Source organism: Azospirillum doebereinerae, from assembly GCF_003989665.1.
Classification (GTDB): domain Bacteria; phylum Pseudomonadota; class Alphaproteobacteria; order Azospirillales; family Azospirillaceae; genus Azospirillum; species Azospirillum doebereinerae.
The window spans coordinates 130,186-146,598 of record NZ_RZIJ01000017.1; the positions used below are offsets into that span (position 1 = coordinate 130,186).

15 protein-coding genes and 1 tRNA gene are annotated in these 16,413 nt (G+C 67.5%); 9 read left to right on the forward strand and 7 right to left on the reverse strand.

The window, feature by feature from the left end; genetic code table 11:
* Nucleotides 1-21: 21 nt before the first annotated feature.
* A complete protein-coding gene (locus EJ913_RS20350) occupies nt 22-501 on the reverse strand; it encodes an RT0821/Lpp0805 family surface protein (protein ID WP_127001283.1) in 480 nt (159 codons plus the stop codon).
* Nucleotides 502-648: 147 nt separating this feature from the next.
* Here EJ913_RS20350 and EJ913_RS20355 point away from each other — a divergent pair, with 147 nt between their 5' ends.
* Complete coding sequence (locus EJ913_RS20355; protein ID WP_127001285.1) at nt 649-828, forward strand: hypothetical protein; 180 nt, start codon at nt 649-651, stop codon at nt 826-828.
* 164 nt (nt 829-992) lie between these two features.
* The gene (locus tag EJ913_RS20360) at nt 993-2,783 is read left to right on the forward strand and encodes an ABC transporter ATP-binding protein (protein ID WP_127001287.1); all 1,791 of its coding nucleotides are present in this window, start codon (nt 993-995) and stop codon (nt 2,781-2,783) included.
* Between the two features lie 168 nt (nt 2,784-2,951).
* Here the strand turns inward: EJ913_RS20360 and EJ913_RS20365 are convergent, their stop codons facing one another.
* On the reverse strand, nt 2,952-3,614 hold the full coding sequence (locus EJ913_RS20365; RefSeq protein ID WP_127001289.1) for an exopolysaccharide biosynthesis protein: 663 nt from the start codon (nt 3,612-3,614) through the stop codon (nt 2,952-2,954).
* On the reverse strand, nt 3,611-5,506 hold the full coding sequence (locus tag EJ913_RS20370; RefSeq protein WP_127001291.1) for an ABC-F family ATP-binding cassette domain-containing protein: 1,896 nt from the start codon (nt 5,504-5,506) through the stop codon (nt 3,611-3,613). Before EJ913_RS20370 ends, EJ913_RS20365 begins: the two co-directional genes overlap by 4 nt.
* 193 nt (nt 5,507-5,699) lie before the next feature.
* Here EJ913_RS20370 and ndk point away from each other — a divergent pair, with 193 nt between their 5' ends.
* The 6 genes from ndk to EJ913_RS20400 all read left to right on the forward strand — a co-directional run bounded on the left by ndk (nt 5,700) and on the right by EJ913_RS20400 (nt 12,813).
* On the forward strand, nt 5,700-6,122 hold the full coding sequence (ndk, locus tag EJ913_RS20375; protein ID WP_127001293.1) for a nucleoside-diphosphate kinase: 423 nt from the start codon (nt 5,700-5,702) through the stop codon (nt 6,120-6,122).
* Between the two features lie 174 nt (nt 6,123-6,296).
* Complete coding sequence (locus EJ913_RS31770) at nt 6,297-6,800, forward strand: hypothetical protein (protein ID WP_185909869.1); 504 nt, start codon at nt 6,297-6,299, stop codon at nt 6,798-6,800.
* A 196-nt stretch (nt 6,801-6,996) separates the two neighbouring features.
* Entirely contained in the window at nt 6,997-9,561 is a 2,565-nt protein-coding gene (locus EJ913_RS20385) for a PAS domain-containing hybrid sensor histidine kinase/response regulator (RefSeq protein ID WP_238521842.1), read from the forward strand.
* 46 nt (nt 9,562-9,607) lie between these two features.
* On the forward strand, nt 9,608-11,485 hold the full coding sequence (locus EJ913_RS20390; RefSeq protein WP_127001297.1) for a response regulator: 1,878 nt from the start codon (nt 9,608-9,610) through the stop codon (nt 11,483-11,485).
* On the forward strand, nt 11,482-11,805 hold the full coding sequence (locus tag EJ913_RS20395; protein WP_211099013.1) for a terminase TerL endonuclease subunit: 324 nt from the start codon (nt 11,482-11,484) through the stop codon (nt 11,803-11,805). Before EJ913_RS20390 ends, EJ913_RS20395 begins: the two co-directional genes overlap by 4 nt.
* A gap of 186 nt (nt 11,806-11,991) precedes the next feature.
* The gene (locus tag EJ913_RS20400; RefSeq protein ID WP_127001299.1) at nt 11,992-12,813 is read left to right on the forward strand and encodes a hypothetical protein; all 822 of its coding nucleotides are present in this window, start codon (nt 11,992-11,994) and stop codon (nt 12,811-12,813) included.
* Between the two features lie 214 nt (nt 12,814-13,027).
* Here EJ913_RS20400 and EJ913_RS20405 read toward each other — a convergent pair.
* The 4 genes from EJ913_RS20405 to erpA form a co-directional block, all read right to left on the reverse strand.
* Nucleotides 13,028-13,117 (reverse strand) — tRNA-Ser (locus tag EJ913_RS20405).
* 80 nt (nt 13,118-13,197) lie between these two features.
* On the reverse strand, nt 13,198-13,770 hold the full coding sequence (locus EJ913_RS20410) for a hypothetical protein (RefSeq protein ID WP_127001301.1): 573 nt from the start codon (nt 13,768-13,770) through the stop codon (nt 13,198-13,200).
* A gap of 131 nt (nt 13,771-13,901) precedes the next feature.
* Nucleotides 13,902-14,675, reverse strand: coding sequence for an exodeoxyribonuclease III (locus tag EJ913_RS20415; RefSeq protein WP_127001303.1), 774 nt, complete (start codon nt 14,673-14,675; stop codon nt 13,902-13,904).
* 16 nt (nt 14,676-14,691) lie between these two features.
* Nucleotides 14,692-15,078: an iron-sulfur cluster insertion protein ErpA gene (gene erpA, locus EJ913_RS20420; RefSeq protein WP_127001305.1), complete on the reverse strand. Its 387-nt coding sequence runs from the start codon at nt 15,076-15,078 to the stop codon at nt 14,692-14,694.
* Between the two features lie 133 nt (nt 15,079-15,211).
* On the opposite strand from erpA, the gene EJ913_RS20425 reads away from it, so the two are divergent.
* On the forward strand, nt 15,212-16,411 hold the full coding sequence (locus EJ913_RS20425) for a deoxyguanosinetriphosphate triphosphohydrolase (RefSeq protein ID WP_127001307.1): 1,200 nt from the start codon (nt 15,212-15,214) through the stop codon (nt 16,409-16,411).
* Nucleotides 16,412-16,413 lie beyond the last annotated feature (2 nt).

Here is a 16,413-nt window from a genome sequence, read left to right on the forward strand (position 1 = left end):
GGTCTTTCGGACAGGAATTGGTCAGGACGCGAGTTTCCAGTTCCCGTCGGCCTGGCGGCAGGCGGTGCCGCGCGCCACCTCTCTTTTGCCCTCGATCGTCACGGTGTGGGTGTAGTCTCGGCAGGTTTGACCACTCGAGTCCTGATAGGTGCGGATCGGCTCGATGGCGCCGCCGTTGCCGCTCTGCGGGTTGTTCCAGGTGATGGTCTGGTTGTTGGCGACGGCGCGTTCCTCGGCGTCCGAGGCGCGGGCTTGGTCGGCGTCGCCGAATCGGCGCCCCAGTTCCCGCCCGGCGTAAGCGCCGAGCAGCGTGCCGACGGCGGTCGTCGCCAGCTTGCCGGCCCCGCCGCCGAAGCGCGAGCCCAGCAGACCGCCGGCCACGGCGCCGCCCAGCGTGCCCACCGTTTCCGAACCGCTCATGTTGCTGGTCTGGCAGGCGCCGACCGACAGGGCGAGCGTCGTGCCGAGCGCCAAGGCACGGATGGTTTTCGTGCGCATCATGGTGTTTCCCCCGAAAATCTGTGCCGAACACAGGGAAACACGACGGACAAGCCGATGTTCCGTACGCGAAAGAACGGGTTTTTTGGAAGCAAAACGCGGTTTCGCGTGTTGTGAAGAGGGAACAGTCAACACACGGAGGATTTCACCATGTCCCGTTTGCGCCTGATCGGAGCGGCTCTGGCCCTCATGTCCCTGGCCGCCTGCTCGACCGGCGGCGTGGTTGGCGGCGCCGCCGGTGCGGCCGGCGGCTATGCCATCGACGGTGGCCGTGGCGCCGTGATCGGCGGCCTGGGCGGCGCCGCGCTCGGCACCGCGCTGGACCACTAAGCCGGGTGGGATCGTCCTCCGCGCCGCTGTCCCGATCGCGGGAACGGCGGCGCGGCGTGACGCCCCGGATCCGCGCCCGCACCCGCATGGCACCCGTGCTCCGGTGGACAAAGCCGAACCCCATCGGCTAACCATCCTCCATCGACGATGGAAAGAGTGCGACCGTGACCAAGAAGACCGGCGGGCAACTGCGCCTGGATGCGACGACCGAGCGGCTGGTCGGCCGGATGTGGCGCGACTGGGTCCGGCCTTACAAGGGCAAGCTGGGCGTGGCCTTCCTGCTGATGGCGCTGGTCGCCGCCACGACGGGCGCCTACCCGCTGCTGATCGATCAGTCCTACGCCATGTTCTCGGCGCAGGACCGGGGGATGCTGCTGGCCATTCCCGCGCTGATCGTGCTGGTGACGGTGGTCAAGGGCCTGTCGCTCTACGCCCAGACGGTGGTGACCAGCGACATCGTCCAGCGCATCATCGCCGACGTCCGCCTCTCGATGTTCGCCCATCTGCTGACCGCCGACATGGCGCAGCTCCACGCGGCCCCCACCGGGTCGCTGACCTCGCGCTTCATCAACGACGTGGACGTGATCCGCAACGCGCTGTCGCGGACGCTGACCGGGCTGGTGCGCGACATCCTGACGGTGATCGCGCTGGTCGGGTCGATGTTCTACCTCGACTGGCTGCTGTCGCTGATCGTCTTCGTCATCTACCCCATCGCCGCCATTCCCATCGTGCGCATCGGCAAGCGGCTCCGCCGCGTCTCGCGCGACACCCAGGCGCAGATGGGCGACATGACCTCGCTGCTGACGGAAAGCCTGTCCGGCGCCCGCATGGTCAAGACCTACTGCCTGGAGGATTACGAGCGCGCCCGGGCCGCCCGCGCCTTCGACGACAATTACGAGCTGTCCATGACGGCGACGCGCGCCCGTTCGCGCATCGACCCGATGATGGAGGTTCTGGGCGGCGTCGCGGTGGCCGGGGTGATCGCCTTCTCCGGCTACCGCATGGCGATGGGGGAGGGGTCGGTCGGCGCCTTCTCCGGCTTCGTCGGCGCGCTGCTGATGGCGGCCCAGCCGGTGCGCGCCATCGGCACGCTGAACGCCGCCTTGCAGGAAGGGCTGGCCGCCGCGCAACGCATCTTCGAGCTGGTGGACGAGCAGGCCACCATCGTCGAGCGTCCCGACGCCAAGCCGCTGGTCCTGACCAAGGGCGCCGTTACCCTGAACAACGTCCGCTTCGCCTACGAGGCCGGGGCGGAGACGCTGAAGGGCATCGATCTTGAGGTGGCGCCCGGCACCACGGTGGCGCTGGTCGGGCGCAGCGGCGCCGGCAAGTCGACGGTGTTCAACCTGATCCCGCGCCTCTACGACACGGTGGGCGGCTCGGTCACCATCGACGGGCAGGACGTGCGCGACGCGACCCTGCGCAGCCTGCGCGGCGTGGTGTCCATCGTCAGCCAGGACACCGTGCTGTTCAACGACACGGTGCGCGCCAACATCGCTTTCGGCCGGCTCGACGCGCCGCTGGACGACGTGATCGCCGCCGCCAGGGCCGCCGCCGCCCATGATTTCGTGATGCGCCTGCCGGAAGGCTACGACACTGTCATCGGTGATCGCGGTGTGAAGCTGTCGGGTGGCGAGCGGCAGCGTCTGGCGCTGGCCCGCGCCTTCCTGAAGGACGCGCCGATCCTGCTGCTGGACGAGGCGACGAGCGCGCTCGACAGCGAATCCGAACGGCTGGTCCAGGGCGCGCTGGAGCGCCTGACCCAGGGCCGCACCACGCTGGTGATCGCCCATCGCCTCGCCACGGTGCGCAACGCCGACCGTATCGTCGTGATGGAGGGCGGGCGCATCCTGGAGCAGGGCACCCACGAGGCGCTGCTGGCCGCCGACGGCGCCTACGCCCGGCTTTGCCGCCTGCAATTCGGCGAGGACGAGGCGGTTCCGTCGGCGGGCTGAGGATAAGGCCCTCTCCCGGGGCGGGAGAGGGAGGGGACCCGCCGCAAGGCGGGGAGGGTGAGGGGCTATCGGGTGTGGTACTTAGTCCATGTTCCGATAGCCCCTCACCCTTCCCACCGCTGCGCGGCGGGCCCCTTCCCTCTCCCGGGGCGGGAGAGGGTTTTCACCTCACCCCAGCAGATGCTGCCCGGCGTAGGACAGGCTGCCGGCGACCAGCACCAGGAACAGCAGCGCCGCGACGCTCAGACCCAGCCCGACGCCGATGGCCCCGCCGTCGCGCTCGATCAGCCCCAGGGACAGCAGCACCAGCGCGAATCCAGGCAGCCAGCCGGTCAGCGGCAGCGGCACGATGCAGGTCAGCGTCAGAATGAACAGCAGCAGCCCGAACCAGCGCTCCTGGTCGATGTGGGCCAGCCGGTGGGCGCGCGGCTTGAGCATGCGCTCGATCCCGACCAGCCGGGGCATCGCCACATCGAGCGTGCGCCCGGCCATGGCGCGGCTGACCGACCGCTTGAGCAGCCACTCTGGAAGAAGGCACGCCCCCCGCTTCCCGAAGGCGAGCTGCGCCGTGTACAGCACGATGGGCAGGTCGAACAGGCAGGACACCCCCAGCGGCACCGGGGCGATGGTCGGGAGGGACAGCGCCAGTAGGATGGTGCCGAGCGAGCGGTCGCCCAACGCCCCGATCAAATCGCCCAGCGACACCCGACGGTCCGGCAGATTGGCCCGGAACCGCGCGATGACGTCGGAGGTGCGCTCCTCGTCCTCCGGGCCGTCGCAGAGAGGGGCGCCGGTCAACGCGACGCCCTCGGACGGGGAGCGGCCGGTCAAACGCCGGCCTCCGCCGCCGCGCTCTCGTAGGCTTCGAGCGCTTCCAGCCAGGTCTCCTCGGCGCTGCCGAGCTTCTTCTCCACGACGCCCAGGTCGATCTGTAGCTTGGTCAGCTTCTCTGCCGGGCCGGTGTAGAGCGCCGGGTCGGCCATCTTGACCTCGATCTTGCGCTTTTCCTCGGTCAGCTTGTTGACCAGCGTCTCGGCGTCGGTCGCCTTGCGCTTCAGCGGCGCCAGCGACGCGCGCGATTCGGCGGCAGCGCGGCGCTGGTCCTTCTTGTTCGGCCCGGTGTCGCGGTCGGATCCGGCCTTGGCCACCGCCCGCTCGGCCTTGGCGCGGTCGAGCAGGAAGCGGCGGTAGTCGGCCAGATCGCCGTCGTAGGGCTTCACCGTGCCGTTGGCGACCAGCAGCAGCCGGTCGACCGTCAGCTCGATCAGGTGGGGGTCGTGGCTGATGATGATGACGGCGCCGGGGAAATCGTTGATCGCCTCGATCAGGGCTTCACGGCTGTCGATGTCCAGATGGTTGGTCGGTTCGTCCAGCATCAGGATGTGCGGGATCTCCCGGCTCATCAGCGCCAGCAGCAGCCGGGCCTTCTCGCCGCCCGACAGGTCGGCGATGCGGGTCTCCGCCTTGCTCTGCTGGAAGCCGAAGCGGCCGAGATGCGCGCGCACCTTCTCCTCCAGCGCGCCCGGCATGACGCGCTGGGTCTGCTGGATCGGGGTCAGCGACAGGTCCAGTTCGTCGGACTGGTGCTGGGCGAAATAGCCGACCCGCAGCTTGGACGGGCGGTGCATCTCGCCGGCCATCGGCTTGAGCCGCCCGGCCAGCAGCTTGACCAGCGTCGACTTGCCGTTGCCGTTGGCGCCCAGCAGGCCGATGCGGTCCTCCATGTCGATGCGCAGGTCGACCCGGCGCAGGATGGTGGTGTCGCCGTAGCCGATGCTCACCCCGTCCAGCGCGATCAACGGCGGCGCCATCTCGTCCGGGGGCGGGAAGTTGAAGACGACCTCGGCGTCCTCCTCCATCAGCGTGATCGTCTCCATCTTCTCCAGCAGCTTCAGGCGGCTCTGCGCCTGACGGGCCTTGCTGGCCTTGAAGCGGAAACGGTCCACGTAGGACATCATGTGCTTGCGCCGCGCCTCCTGCTTGGAGGCCATCGACTGCAGCCGCTCCATGTTGGCCCGGCGCTGGCGCAGGAAGGAATCGTAGTTGCCGCTGTAGGTGACCAGCTTGCCGTTGTCGATGTGGATCGTCGTGTTCGGCACCGCGTTCAGCAGCTCGCGGTCGTGGCTGACCAGCAGGATCGTGTGCGGGTAGTTCTTCAGATAGCCTTCCAGCCAGATCGTCGCCTCGAGATCCAGGTGGTTGGTCGGCTCGTCGAGCAGCAGCAGGTCGGGGCGCGAGAACAGCACGCCGGCCAGCGCCACGCGCATCCGCCAGCCGCCCGAGAAGTCGGAGCAGGGCCGCGTCTGCGCCTCGGCGTCGAAGCCCAGCCCCGACAGCACCTGCGCGGCGCGGGCCGGGGCGGAATGCGCCTCGATGTCGGCCAGCCGGTTGTGGATCTCGCCGATCCGCATCGGGTCGGTCGCGCTCTCCGCCTCCGCCAGCAGGGCGGTCCGCTCCACGTCGGCGGCGAGCACCGCGTCGATCAGCGTGATCGGGCCGCTCGGCGCCTCCTGCGCCACCATGCCCATGCGCATGCCGGTCGGCAGGGTGATGGCCCCGTCGTCGGTCTGAAGCTGACCGGAGATCACCTTCAGCAGAGTCGATTTTCCGGTGCCGTTGCGTCCGACCAGCGCGACGCGATGGCCCTTGGAGACGACCGCGCTGGCGTGGTCGAACAGAACGCGGCCGCCGAAGCGGAAGGTCAGATCATTGATGTGCAGCATGACGGCGAGGATGTAGCACGCGAGGCTCCATATTGGAACCGGTCGAAGCCCATGGCGCTTTCTTGACATTGTGGTGCCGGCGTCGGAACAGGGTTGCCGCGCCGCCCAAGCGCCTCTATAAAGCCGCCCAATCGGCGCCCCGCACCATCGGTCGGCGCCTACAAGCTTTTATATCCCGCAGGAGTCCACCGCCATGGCCGTTGAACGCACCCTCTCGATCATCAAGCCCGATGCCACCCGCCGCAACCTGACCGGCAAGATCAACGCCAAGTTCGAGGACGGCGGCCTGCGCATCGTGGCCCAGAAGCGTCTGCAGCTGTCGAAGGCCCAGGCCGAGCAGTTCTACGGCGTGCATCGCGAGCGTGGCTTCTTCAACGACCTCGTCTCCTTCATGATCTCCGGCCCGGTGGTCGTGCAGGTCCTGGAAGGCGAGAACGCCATCCTGCGCAACCGCGAGATCATGGGCGCCACCAACCCGGCCAACGCCGCCGAGGGCACCATCCGCAAGGAGTTCGCCGAATCCATCGAGGCGAACTCGGTTCACGGTTCGGACGCCGCCGACACGGCCGCCCAGGAAATCGCCTACTTCTTCTCGGGGACCGAGATCGTCGGCTGATTTTGCGGTTCGGACCTGAATAGGGTCCGGTCGCGCACGGAAGACCGCTCCCGCGAGGGAGCGGTCTTTTGCGTTTTATGGACAGAACGCGCAATCTCGCGTATTCGGAAATTCCACGCTCCACCCGGCCGGCGGTTGTCTCAAGGCCCGGTGGTCTTCCCAGGAGTCGTCCCGATGGATCCCAAGAGCAGCAACATCATCGCGGCGCTTCTGGAGCCGTTGCCCGTCCTCACCAAGGGCAGCAACGATCTGGCCGACGAGGCGGTCGTCCGCCTGCTGGTCCGCGGCTTCATCGACCAGAGCCTCGCCGCCTTCCAGGAGGTGCTGCACGGCCGCGTTGGCGAGGACGAGGCCATAGACGGCATCAACCGGCAGGCCACCGCGCTGAACAGCGTCTTCCTCGGCACCAGCGGCCTGACCAGCGTCGTCACCCACCCGTGGAACACGCCCGAGCAGTTGGGCGCCTTCCTTCAGGACACGGTCGCCCTGGAGTTCCCGGAGGACGACTGCGTCCGCGCCATGCTGATCCACCTCGCCACCCAGTTGATGCACGCGCTGCGCCTGCCCGACGAGGACCGCAACGAGGAGGTCGAGGCGCTGACGCTCGACGCCGCCGACCTGCTGTTGGGCCGCGCGCCCCAGGACGACGACGAGATCGACATCGACATCGGCGTGTGAGGCGCAGAAACGCGCGAGTAGTATGAGGTTTGCACAATCCCTTTGGCTTTCGTCACCAAGTCGATGCCGAAAGATTGTGCGATAAAAGCCTGAAAGTTTTGCGGCGAAACTTCGTGTTAACGGCTTGCCTTCTAAGACAGGGGGTGTTCGATGGATCGCCATCGGACCGATGCCCTCTTCGTCGGACGGAGGTCCCGTGGACGTTGCAAACGCCGCCGAACCGATCCGCAATACGGTCAAGTCCCCGCATGGCCGCTGGCCGGCCCTGCCGGAGGCGCTGGCGGCGCTGACCGGCGCCGGCTCGCTGCTGGCCCTGCTGTCCGCCGGGGAGGCGAACGCGCCGGCCCTTGGCGCCCTGTCCGTCACGACCGTTCTGGCCCTGTGGGGCGTCCGCCGCGCCCTGCGCGACGCCTCGGCCCTGAAACGCTCCGCCGCCGCTCTGGAAGCCGCCACCGACAGCGTTCGCGACGCCCGCCGCCGCGCCCGCGACTTCGCCGAATCCTCGACCGACTGGTTCTGGGAGACCGGCCCCGACCACCGTTACGTCTACGTCTCCGACCGGCTGACCACGATCCTCGGCCGCGACCCGCGCAGCGTTCTCGGCCACTCCCTGCTCGACCTCGCCCAACTGGTCGAGGATTCCGCCACCTGGGCCGAGTACAAGGCCGACATCGAGGCCGGAGAGCCCTTCCACGAGTTGGAGGTCACCTTCGAGGACGCCAGCGGACGGCGCTTCTTCCTGCAACTCAGCGCCGTCCCGGTGCGCGGCCCGGACGGGCGGTTCCAGGGATACCGGGGCAGCGGCGTCGACATGACGGCGGAAACGCTGGCGCTGGTCGAGGCGCGCTTCATGCAGGCCGTGGTCCACGACGCGATCGACAGCATTTCGGAGGGCTTCGTCCTGTTCAGCGCCGACGGCCGGCTGCTGATCTGCAACGAGCGCTACCGCCAAGCCTACCCCACCATCGCCGACTTGCTGGTCCCCGGCACGACCTTCGCCCAGATCCTGCGGGCGGCGGCCGAGCGCGGCGGCCACGAGATCGACGGCGACGTCGGCGACTGGGTGGAGCAGCGCCTCAAACGCCATCTGGAGCATTCCGCCCCGGTGAACGGCCTGCTGTCGGACGGCCGCTGGTACCGCATCAGCGAACACGCGACCGGCACCGGCGGCGTGGTCAAGCTCCTGATGGACATCACCGAACTGAAGACCCGCGAGGAGGAGCTCGCCGGCCAGACCTGCCGCCTGGAAAGCACCGTCTCGGCGCTCAGCGAGAGCGAACGCCGCTACCGCCAGCTGGTCGAGATGGCCCCCTACGGCATCGTCATCTGGGACCGCGTGGCGATCCGCTTCGCCAACACCGCCGCCGCCTCGATCCTCGGTGTCGGGGCGGGCGGCCTGTCCGACGTGCCGCTGGCACCCTTCCTGGAGAAAGGCGACCGGCTGGAGGCCCGCCTGTCCACCGCCGCCGACGGCAACGGCCAGCAGGTGGAGTGCGAGGCGATCCGCCCATCGGGCGAGCGCCGCTTCCTGGAGGTCCGCGCCTCGCCCGCCGTCTACCGGCGCGAACCGGCGGTGCTGCTGATCCTGAACGACGTGACCGACCGCCGCCGGGTGGAAGGCGAGTTGCAGCGCGCCCAGAAGATGGAGGCGGTCGGCCGCATGGCCGGCGGCATCGCCCACGAGTTCAACAACATGCTGACCGCCATCGGCGGCTTCGCCCGTCTGGCCGAGCGCAGCCCCGGCGACGAGGCGCGCGTCGTGACCTGCGTGCAGGAGATCGCCAAGGCGTCGGAGCGCGCGGCGGCCCTGACCGGCCAGCTTCTCGACTTCTCCCACCGCCGCGTCTCGGAGGAGCACGAGGTCGTCGGTGTCGCCCAGGTGCTGCGCGACCTGAAGGTGTTCCTGAAGCCGCTGATCAGCGCCGGCATCGACACCACCATCGACATCCGTGACGAGGACGCCCACACGCTGGTCAACCCGGTGACGCTGAACCAGGCCCTGCTGAACCTCGCGCTCAACGCCCGCGACGCCATGCCGGGCGGCGGCGCCCTGACCATCGCGCTGACGGTGGAGACCCCCGACAGCGCCTTCTTCGCCCGCCACGGCAGTTTGCGTCCCGGCCCCTACGCCGTGGTCCGCGTCGCCGACCGGGGCTGCGGCGTGCCGCAGGCGATCCGCGACCGCGTCTGGGAGCCCTTCTTCACCACCAAGGAGCCGGGCAAGGGCACCGGCCTCGGCCTGTGGATGGTCTACGGCACCGCCCAGCAGGCCGGCGGCGTGGTGGAGATGGAGAGCGAGGAAGGGCAGGGCACCACCTTCTCCGTCTACCTGCCCGCCGTGCCGCCGCCCGAACCCGCCGCCCCGATCGACAGCCTGACCCTCGGCGAGGGCGAGAGCGCCGCGATCCTGCTGGTGGACGACGAGACCTCCGTCCGCACCTATCTGCGGATCGCGTTGGAGGAGGCCGGCTGCGTGGTGACGGAGGCCGCCGACGGCGTCGAGGCGCTGGAGCGCTACGACGAGGCCGGCGGGCTGTTCGACGCGGTGGTGACCGACGTGTCGATGCCGCGCATGAACGGCCCCGACCTCGCCCGCGCGCTGGAGGAGCGCAACCCGCACCTGCGCATCCTCTTCCTGACCGGCTACGCGTCGAAGGAGACGGCGGCCGGGCTGACCGCGCAGGCGGGCCGCCACATCGTCATGAAGCCGGTGCCGCCCGAACGCCTGCTCCAGGCGCTGCGCGACCTGATGGCCGACTGAGCCGTCAGGAAACAAACGAAGAACGAGACCCAGGGAGAGGACGCGCATGGCGTCGGAGAGCGCAGCACCACCGGACGACATCGACGGCGAATCCGCATCCCAGGCCACGGAATGCCGCGAGCCGGGCGATTTCTACACCCCGGCGGCGCGCGACAGCGTCGGCCGCTTCTGCCGCCGTTTCCTCGACGAGAGCGCGCTGACCGCGACCGAGCTGCTGCACAACAACCGCCACCAGAACGCCCTGTCGAACACGCCGACCTTCGTCGCCATCCTGACCCAGGTCGAGCGGACGATGGAGCGCAAGGGCGCCCTGACCCCGCTGGTCAACGAGATCGCCCGCCTGACCCGCGAGCGCGCCAAGGAGAACCCGCCCCCCGACCTGACGCCGGAGACCTACGAGGCCGAGGCCGCCGACCTGCTGGGCGTGCGCGGCTTCCTCGGCCGCTTCCTGCTGGACGCGGCGCTGTCGCACCACATCGTCACCGGCCGCAACTTCGCGGACAAGGCCAAGGCGCTATTGGCGCTGGCGGAGAAGACCGACAGCCCGGACGCGCTGGCGCCCATCGCCCGCCTGCTCGGCGAGATCCTGCGCAGCGACGCCGGCACCGCCTCCTGCGCCCAGGACGCGCCCTTCACCGACCTGATCGACCTGATCGTCACGCTGGTGGCGGCCGACCGGCCGCTGTCCGACACGGCGCCGCCGGTGTTCCGCAAGCTCCACGAGCTGATGCGCCGCGTGCCCCTGCCGGAGCTGACCGACAGCCTGATGGTCGCCTTCCGGCGCGAGATGGGCAAGCCGGCCTGCTTCACCATCGCCAGCGCCGGCGACATGTTCGGCATCGAGGCGGTGCAGCGCGAGATCATGGCGTTGAGCGACCTGTCGGCCCGGCTGCGCGACGCCGAGGGCGCCTATCACGGCGGCCCCAAGACCGAGACCGCGCTGCAACGCCGCACCGCGATCCTGGTGAACGAGGACACGGTCCCGGAGATCACCAAGGGCCGCAACTTCGCGCAGAAGCTGCGCATCCTCTTTGTCCTCCAGAAGATGCCGCTGTCGCCCACCGCCGCCCGCGCGGTGAACGCCTATCTCAAGAGCTTCTTCGACAGCCGCGACTTCGCCGGCCGGCTGCTCGATTGCTGGAAGGAGCGGGGGGACAAGCTGAAGGGGCTGGCCGAGGTGCAGAAGCTGGTGCTGGCCAGCAACTTCCCGTCCGAGGACCGTGATTGGATCGCCGGTCAGGTCGACGACATCCAGAACGCCTTCCTGCGCACCCAGCGCGTGCTGGCCCCCCTGATCCAGACCAAGGAGGACCCGCCGCCCGAGGCCGTGCTGGAGATCGTCCGTCTGGCCGGCGACGGCGCCTTCTGCACCGGCAAGAGCCGCGTCGCGGTGGCCCGCGCGCTGTACCGCCAGACCCACCGCCCGCGCTTCGTGCGCGGCTTCCTGCTGAACGCGGCCAGCCCCAAGGAGCGTCAGGCGCGGGTGGCGTGGCTGCGGCAATCGCTGGCGATGGTGGGGGTGCCCTTCATCGACCTGAGCACCCAGCGCGTCCTGGCGGTGGACGACGAGGAGGGGCCGCGCAAGCTGGTGGCCTCGGTCCTGCGCGACCTCGGCATCGGCCGGATCGACACGGCCGCCGACGGCCAGGAGGCGCTGGAGCGCCTGACCGCCGCCGGTGCCGAATACGACCTGATCATCTGCGACTGGATGATGCCGCGTTTGAACGGGCTGGATTTGTTGAAGCGTGTCCGCGAGGTGCGGACCGACCTGCCGTTCCTGATGGTGACGGCGCTCGCCACGCTGGAGGCGGTGAAACGCGCGCTGGCCCATCAGGTGAGCGGCTACATCGCCAAACCCTTCACGCCGGACCAGTTGGAGGAGAAGGTGTTCCTGGTCTTGGCGCAGAAGGGGATGGGGGAGTGAGGGAGGACGGCTATCCGGCTATCGAGGTGCGGCAAGGTTGGATCACGATGGCGCCGGCGATCAAGGAACTGGAGCGCGCCATCGTCGGGCGGCAGTTCCAGCATGGCGGGCATGAGGTGTTGCGCTGGTGCTTCGACAACATCCAAGTGGAGACCGACCGCGCCGACAACCGGCAGTTCAGCAAGGGCAAGGCGCGCGAGCGGATCGACGGCGCTGTGGCGTGCGCCTTGCCGTATCGCTGGCGATGCACGGTGAGGGCGTGGGCGGCTCGATTTATGACCTCGACGTGCCCGACGAAGCCTTCTTCGTGTGAACGCTGACCCACCCAGCCGGTTCAATAAAGTCATGGCTATTCTGTCGCGCGACGAAGGCCCCCGCATCTGAGAGGCCGCAGATCGGCTGAACAGGTTCCTTACCGTCGGCGGTGATGACAAGGGGGGCGCAGACCGCCATATTTCGATAAATTCCTACCTTTCTCAACGGACACTCAGAAAGGAGTAACGAGAATGGCCGTGATATACCTTGACTACAATATATTAATGAAGCTGATGGATGGCTGCTTACCGAAAGTTAGCGAAAAAATTGAAGAACTTAGAAGTTCTAAGAAGGTAATATTTCCATACAGCCCCGCTCACATTGAAGAAATATCAGTATCTAAACTTCATGGCAAAGCGTCTGACGAAATGATACTGGAAAAACTAGGTTTCATTGATAGATTTACAGAACAAATGGAGCTGCATCCGGCTCGGGGGCGCCCGACCAGATTATTGAAGGAGGCAAGCTTAGAGTGTTATAAAAGAGTTGTGGCAGCTCCGAATGACTATCTTCATGATTTAGAAGAAAGCAGATTGAGAGAATTTTCTGAACACGAAGGCAAGACGTTTACCGCCAATGTCTCAACCAATATTCCATACGACCGTGTTTTTGACAATGAGGACGTTCGATCTGCTTTTCGGGGGTTCATGTTGAAGCGTGTTAGAAACGAGGCCTTCCATAAAGTTGATAGCTTTAGAGAACAAGCGAGCTTTCCTTCCCTTAGGTGGCGCCATGAAGACGTTGAAGTTATTTTTGAGCTTCTTTTCAACTTTATGGAGACAATCAGGTATTCGCCGGAGCCTGTGAAAAAATATCGTTCTCGCATGCATGACATATCGCATAGCATTTACGGATCGGCCGCAGACGTTATAGTTACCGATGATCGGCGGTTTTTAAGAAAGCTGCGCACCGTATATTACTTCCTATCCGTTGGCAGTCTTGCACTACATACGGACGAATTTTTATCTCATGAGGCGCTACATCTGTTGCAAGATCACTCATCTTTTATCTGATGACCCTGCATGGCGGGGGCGGATGCGTAGGCATGGGCGCCCCCTGCCTGCTCGACTGAAGCCACTCGCTCGCTCGCCCTGCTTATAGCAAACTCGTCCACCAACGTCCGCCAACAGCGGCGCCAATTCACCGCAAAGTGTGGGATAAATTGTGGGGAAGAGGAATGCGCCGGAGAGAATTTCCCTGTAAAATAAACGTTCTAGCGCGAAAAACTGGCGGATGGGGTGGGATTCGAACCCACGGTAGGCTTGCACCTACGCCAGTTTTCAAGACTGGAGCCTTAAACCACTCGGCCACCCATCCATCCGCGCGGCGGTCGCGGCGCGGAAGATCGGAGTAGCGAATGCGCGGGCTCCGGTCAAGCCTCGCGCGCGGATTCCGGTTCAGTTGCGGATCGCGCGGCTGAGCGTCCGCAACCGCTTCACCGGCTTGGGCGCCGATGGGCTGTCGGAGAAGTCGGGGAGGCTGGGGGCGCGGGCGATGATCCGGCGGATCAGCTCAGCCGTCGCCGCCAGATCCTCCAGCACCTCGGGCGGGACGCGGCCCTCGTAATGCGGGCGGTTCAGGCGGTCGCGGGTCTGTTCGATCACGCGCAGTTCCGGCTCGAACAACTCGCGGGCGCCGATGGGAAGCGCCTGGTCGTCGCGCAGCACGGCGAAGCAGCGGCGCGTCGTCTTCGCCATCACCCCCATCAGGAACAGGTCCATCCGCTCGAACTCGGCGCGCAGGTCGGATTGCTTGGAATCCTCCACGTCCTTCACCCGCCCCTCGGTCAGGGTCAGCAGGGCGCGGACCTCTTCCACCTGCTTGCGGAAGTCCAGGAAGGACGCGAAACGGCCCCGGCCGATGTCGCGTTGCGCGCGCTCGGCCAGACGCAGGGCCTTGGCCGCCTGTTGCTCGACCGCCGACAGCAGGTCGCGGATGCCCTCGCGGCTGTGGGTGCGCCTCCAGACCATGCCCGCCCGTCGCCTCCGTTGAGGGGATGCTCCGGGGCCGGGCGGCCCGACGCGCGCCCTACATCCGGATGCGTCGAGCCTAGCCGTGGAAACCTTAACGAAACGCTGTGACATCCACGGGACGCACCCCGTCAGGCGTCGCGAAGCTCCAGCACGACCGGGGTGTGGTCGGACGCCTTCTCGCCGCCGCGCGGCCCCCGGTCGATGGTGCAGCCGGCCAGACGGTCGGCCGCCTGGGGCGACAGCAGGAAATGGTCGATGCGCAGGCCGAGGTCGCGCGGCCAGGACCCCGCCTGGTAATCCCAGAAGGTGTAGGCGCGGTCGTCGTCGTGCAGCGCCCGGTACGCTTCCGTCAGGCCGAGGTTGACCAGCGCGCGGAACTTGGCGCGGGTCTCCGGCTGGAACAGGGCGTCGCCCGCGAAGGCGGCCGGGCTGAACACGTCGCGCGGCTCGGGGATGACGTTGTAGTCGCCGCCCAGCACGAAGGGGATCTCCTGGGCCAGCAGATCGCGCGCGTGGGCGTTCAGCCGGTCCATCCAGCGGAGCTTGTAGGCGAACTTCTCCCCCGGAATCGGGTTGCCGTTGGGCAGGTAGAGCGAGGCGATGCGCACGCCGGCCACCGTGGCCTCGACGTAGCGGGCCTGCTCGTCCTCGGGCTCGCCGGGCAGGCGGGTCAGCACGTCCTCGGCCGGGGTCTTCGACAGCAGGGCGACGCCGTTGTAGGCCTTCTGCCCGACCGCCTCGACGTGGTAGCCGAGCTCCTCGAACGCCGCGCGGGGGAAGGCGGCGGTCTCGCACTTGATTTCCTGGAAGAGCACGACGTCCGGGGACGCCGCACGCAGCCAGTCGGTGATCAGCGGAAGGCGGGCCTTCGCCGAGTTGACGTTCCAGGTGGCGATCTTCACGAAATCCGAACCCCGGTCAGGCGGCGAAGGAATTGCCGCAGCCGCAGGACGCGGTGGCGTTGGGGTTCTTGATCTGGAAGGCGGCGCCCATCAGATCCTCGACATAGTCCAGCGTCGATCCGGCCAGCAGGTCGAGCGAGGCGTCGTCGGTCACCACCTTGGTGCCGTTCCTCTCGAAGACGAAATCGTCCTCGTTGACGGCGTCGTCGAAGCCGAAGCCGTACTGGAAGCCGGAGCAGCCGCCGCCCGACACCGTCAGGCGCAGCATCAAGGCGGGGTTGCCCTCGTTGGCGACCAGGAAGGCGACGCGCTTGGCGGCGCTCTCGCTGACGGTCAGGACGCGGGCGGCGGTGTCGTCGGTGGTCTGCTCGGCGGTCTGGGCCGGGATCGCGGTGTCGGGCATGGCGGTCGCCTCTGGTGCGATGCGGGAAGTTACCACGAATGTAGGGGGGATCGGTGCCCACGTCAAAGTTCCGCCACGGCATAGCACGCCTTCGCCGTTGCGCCCGCGTCCCCCCATGGGTAGTGTCCGCCCCATGATGGCGGACTTTTCCCAGGAACGTCTGGCCCCTTATGCCTGCAACCCGGCGGACACGCGCGGGCGGCTGGTGGCGGAGCCGGAAAGCCCGACGCGCTCGTGCTTCCAGCGCGACCGCGACCGCATCGTGCATTCCGGCGGCTTCCGCAAGCTGAAGTACAAGACCCAGGTCTTCGTCTATCACGAGGGCGACTATTACCGCACCCGGCTGACCCACAGCCTGGAGGTCGCGCAGATCGCCCGCTCCATCAGCCGCACGCTGGGCCTCAACGAAGATCTGGCCGAAGCGGTGGCGCTCGCCCACGACCTCGGCCACACCCCCTTCGGCCACGCCGGGGAGGAGGCGCTGAACGCCTGCATGGAGCCCTACGGCGGCTTCTCGCACAACGACCAGACCCTGCGCATCCTGACCCGGCTGGAGCGCCGCTACGCCGAATTCGACGGGCTGAACCTGACCTGGGAAACGCTGGAGGGCGTGGTCAAGCACAACGGCCCGCTGCTGCCCATGCTGCCCGGCCGCCGCCTGCCCACCACCATCGCCGGCTTCGCCGACGAGTGGGACCTGGAGCTGCACACCAATCCGGGCGCCGAGGCCCAGGTGGCGGCGCTGGCCGACGACATCGCCTACAACAACCACGACATCGACGACGGGCTGCGCGCCGGCCTGTTTACCGTGGACGAGGTGGCCGAGCTGCCGCTGGTCGGCCCGGTGATCCGGCAGGTCTGCGACCTCTACCCGAATCTGGAACGCTCGCGCCTGATCCACGAGACGGTGCGGCGGATGATCAACGCCATGGTCGGCGACCTGACCACCGAGACCCGCCGCCGTCTGGCCGAGCACAGGCCGGGCAGCGCCGCCGAGCTGCGCGCCCAGCCGCTGCCGATGGTCAGCTTCTCCCCCGCCATGTGGGAGGCGCACGGGCCGGTCCGCGTCTTCCTGCGCCAGCGCATGTACCGCCACTTCCGCGTGAACCGCGAGATGAGCAAGTGCAAGCGCGTGGTGAAGGCGCTGTTCGACCTGTTCATGGCCGAGCCCAACACGCTGCCGCCGGAATGGCAGCGCGACATCAGCCTCCACGACGGCGACGCCGACCTTGCGGCGCGGGCGCGCTGTGTGGCCGACTACATCGCCGGCATGACCGACCGCTTCGCGCTGGCCGAATACGGCCGACTTTTCGACATGGATGCCAAGACCTAGAC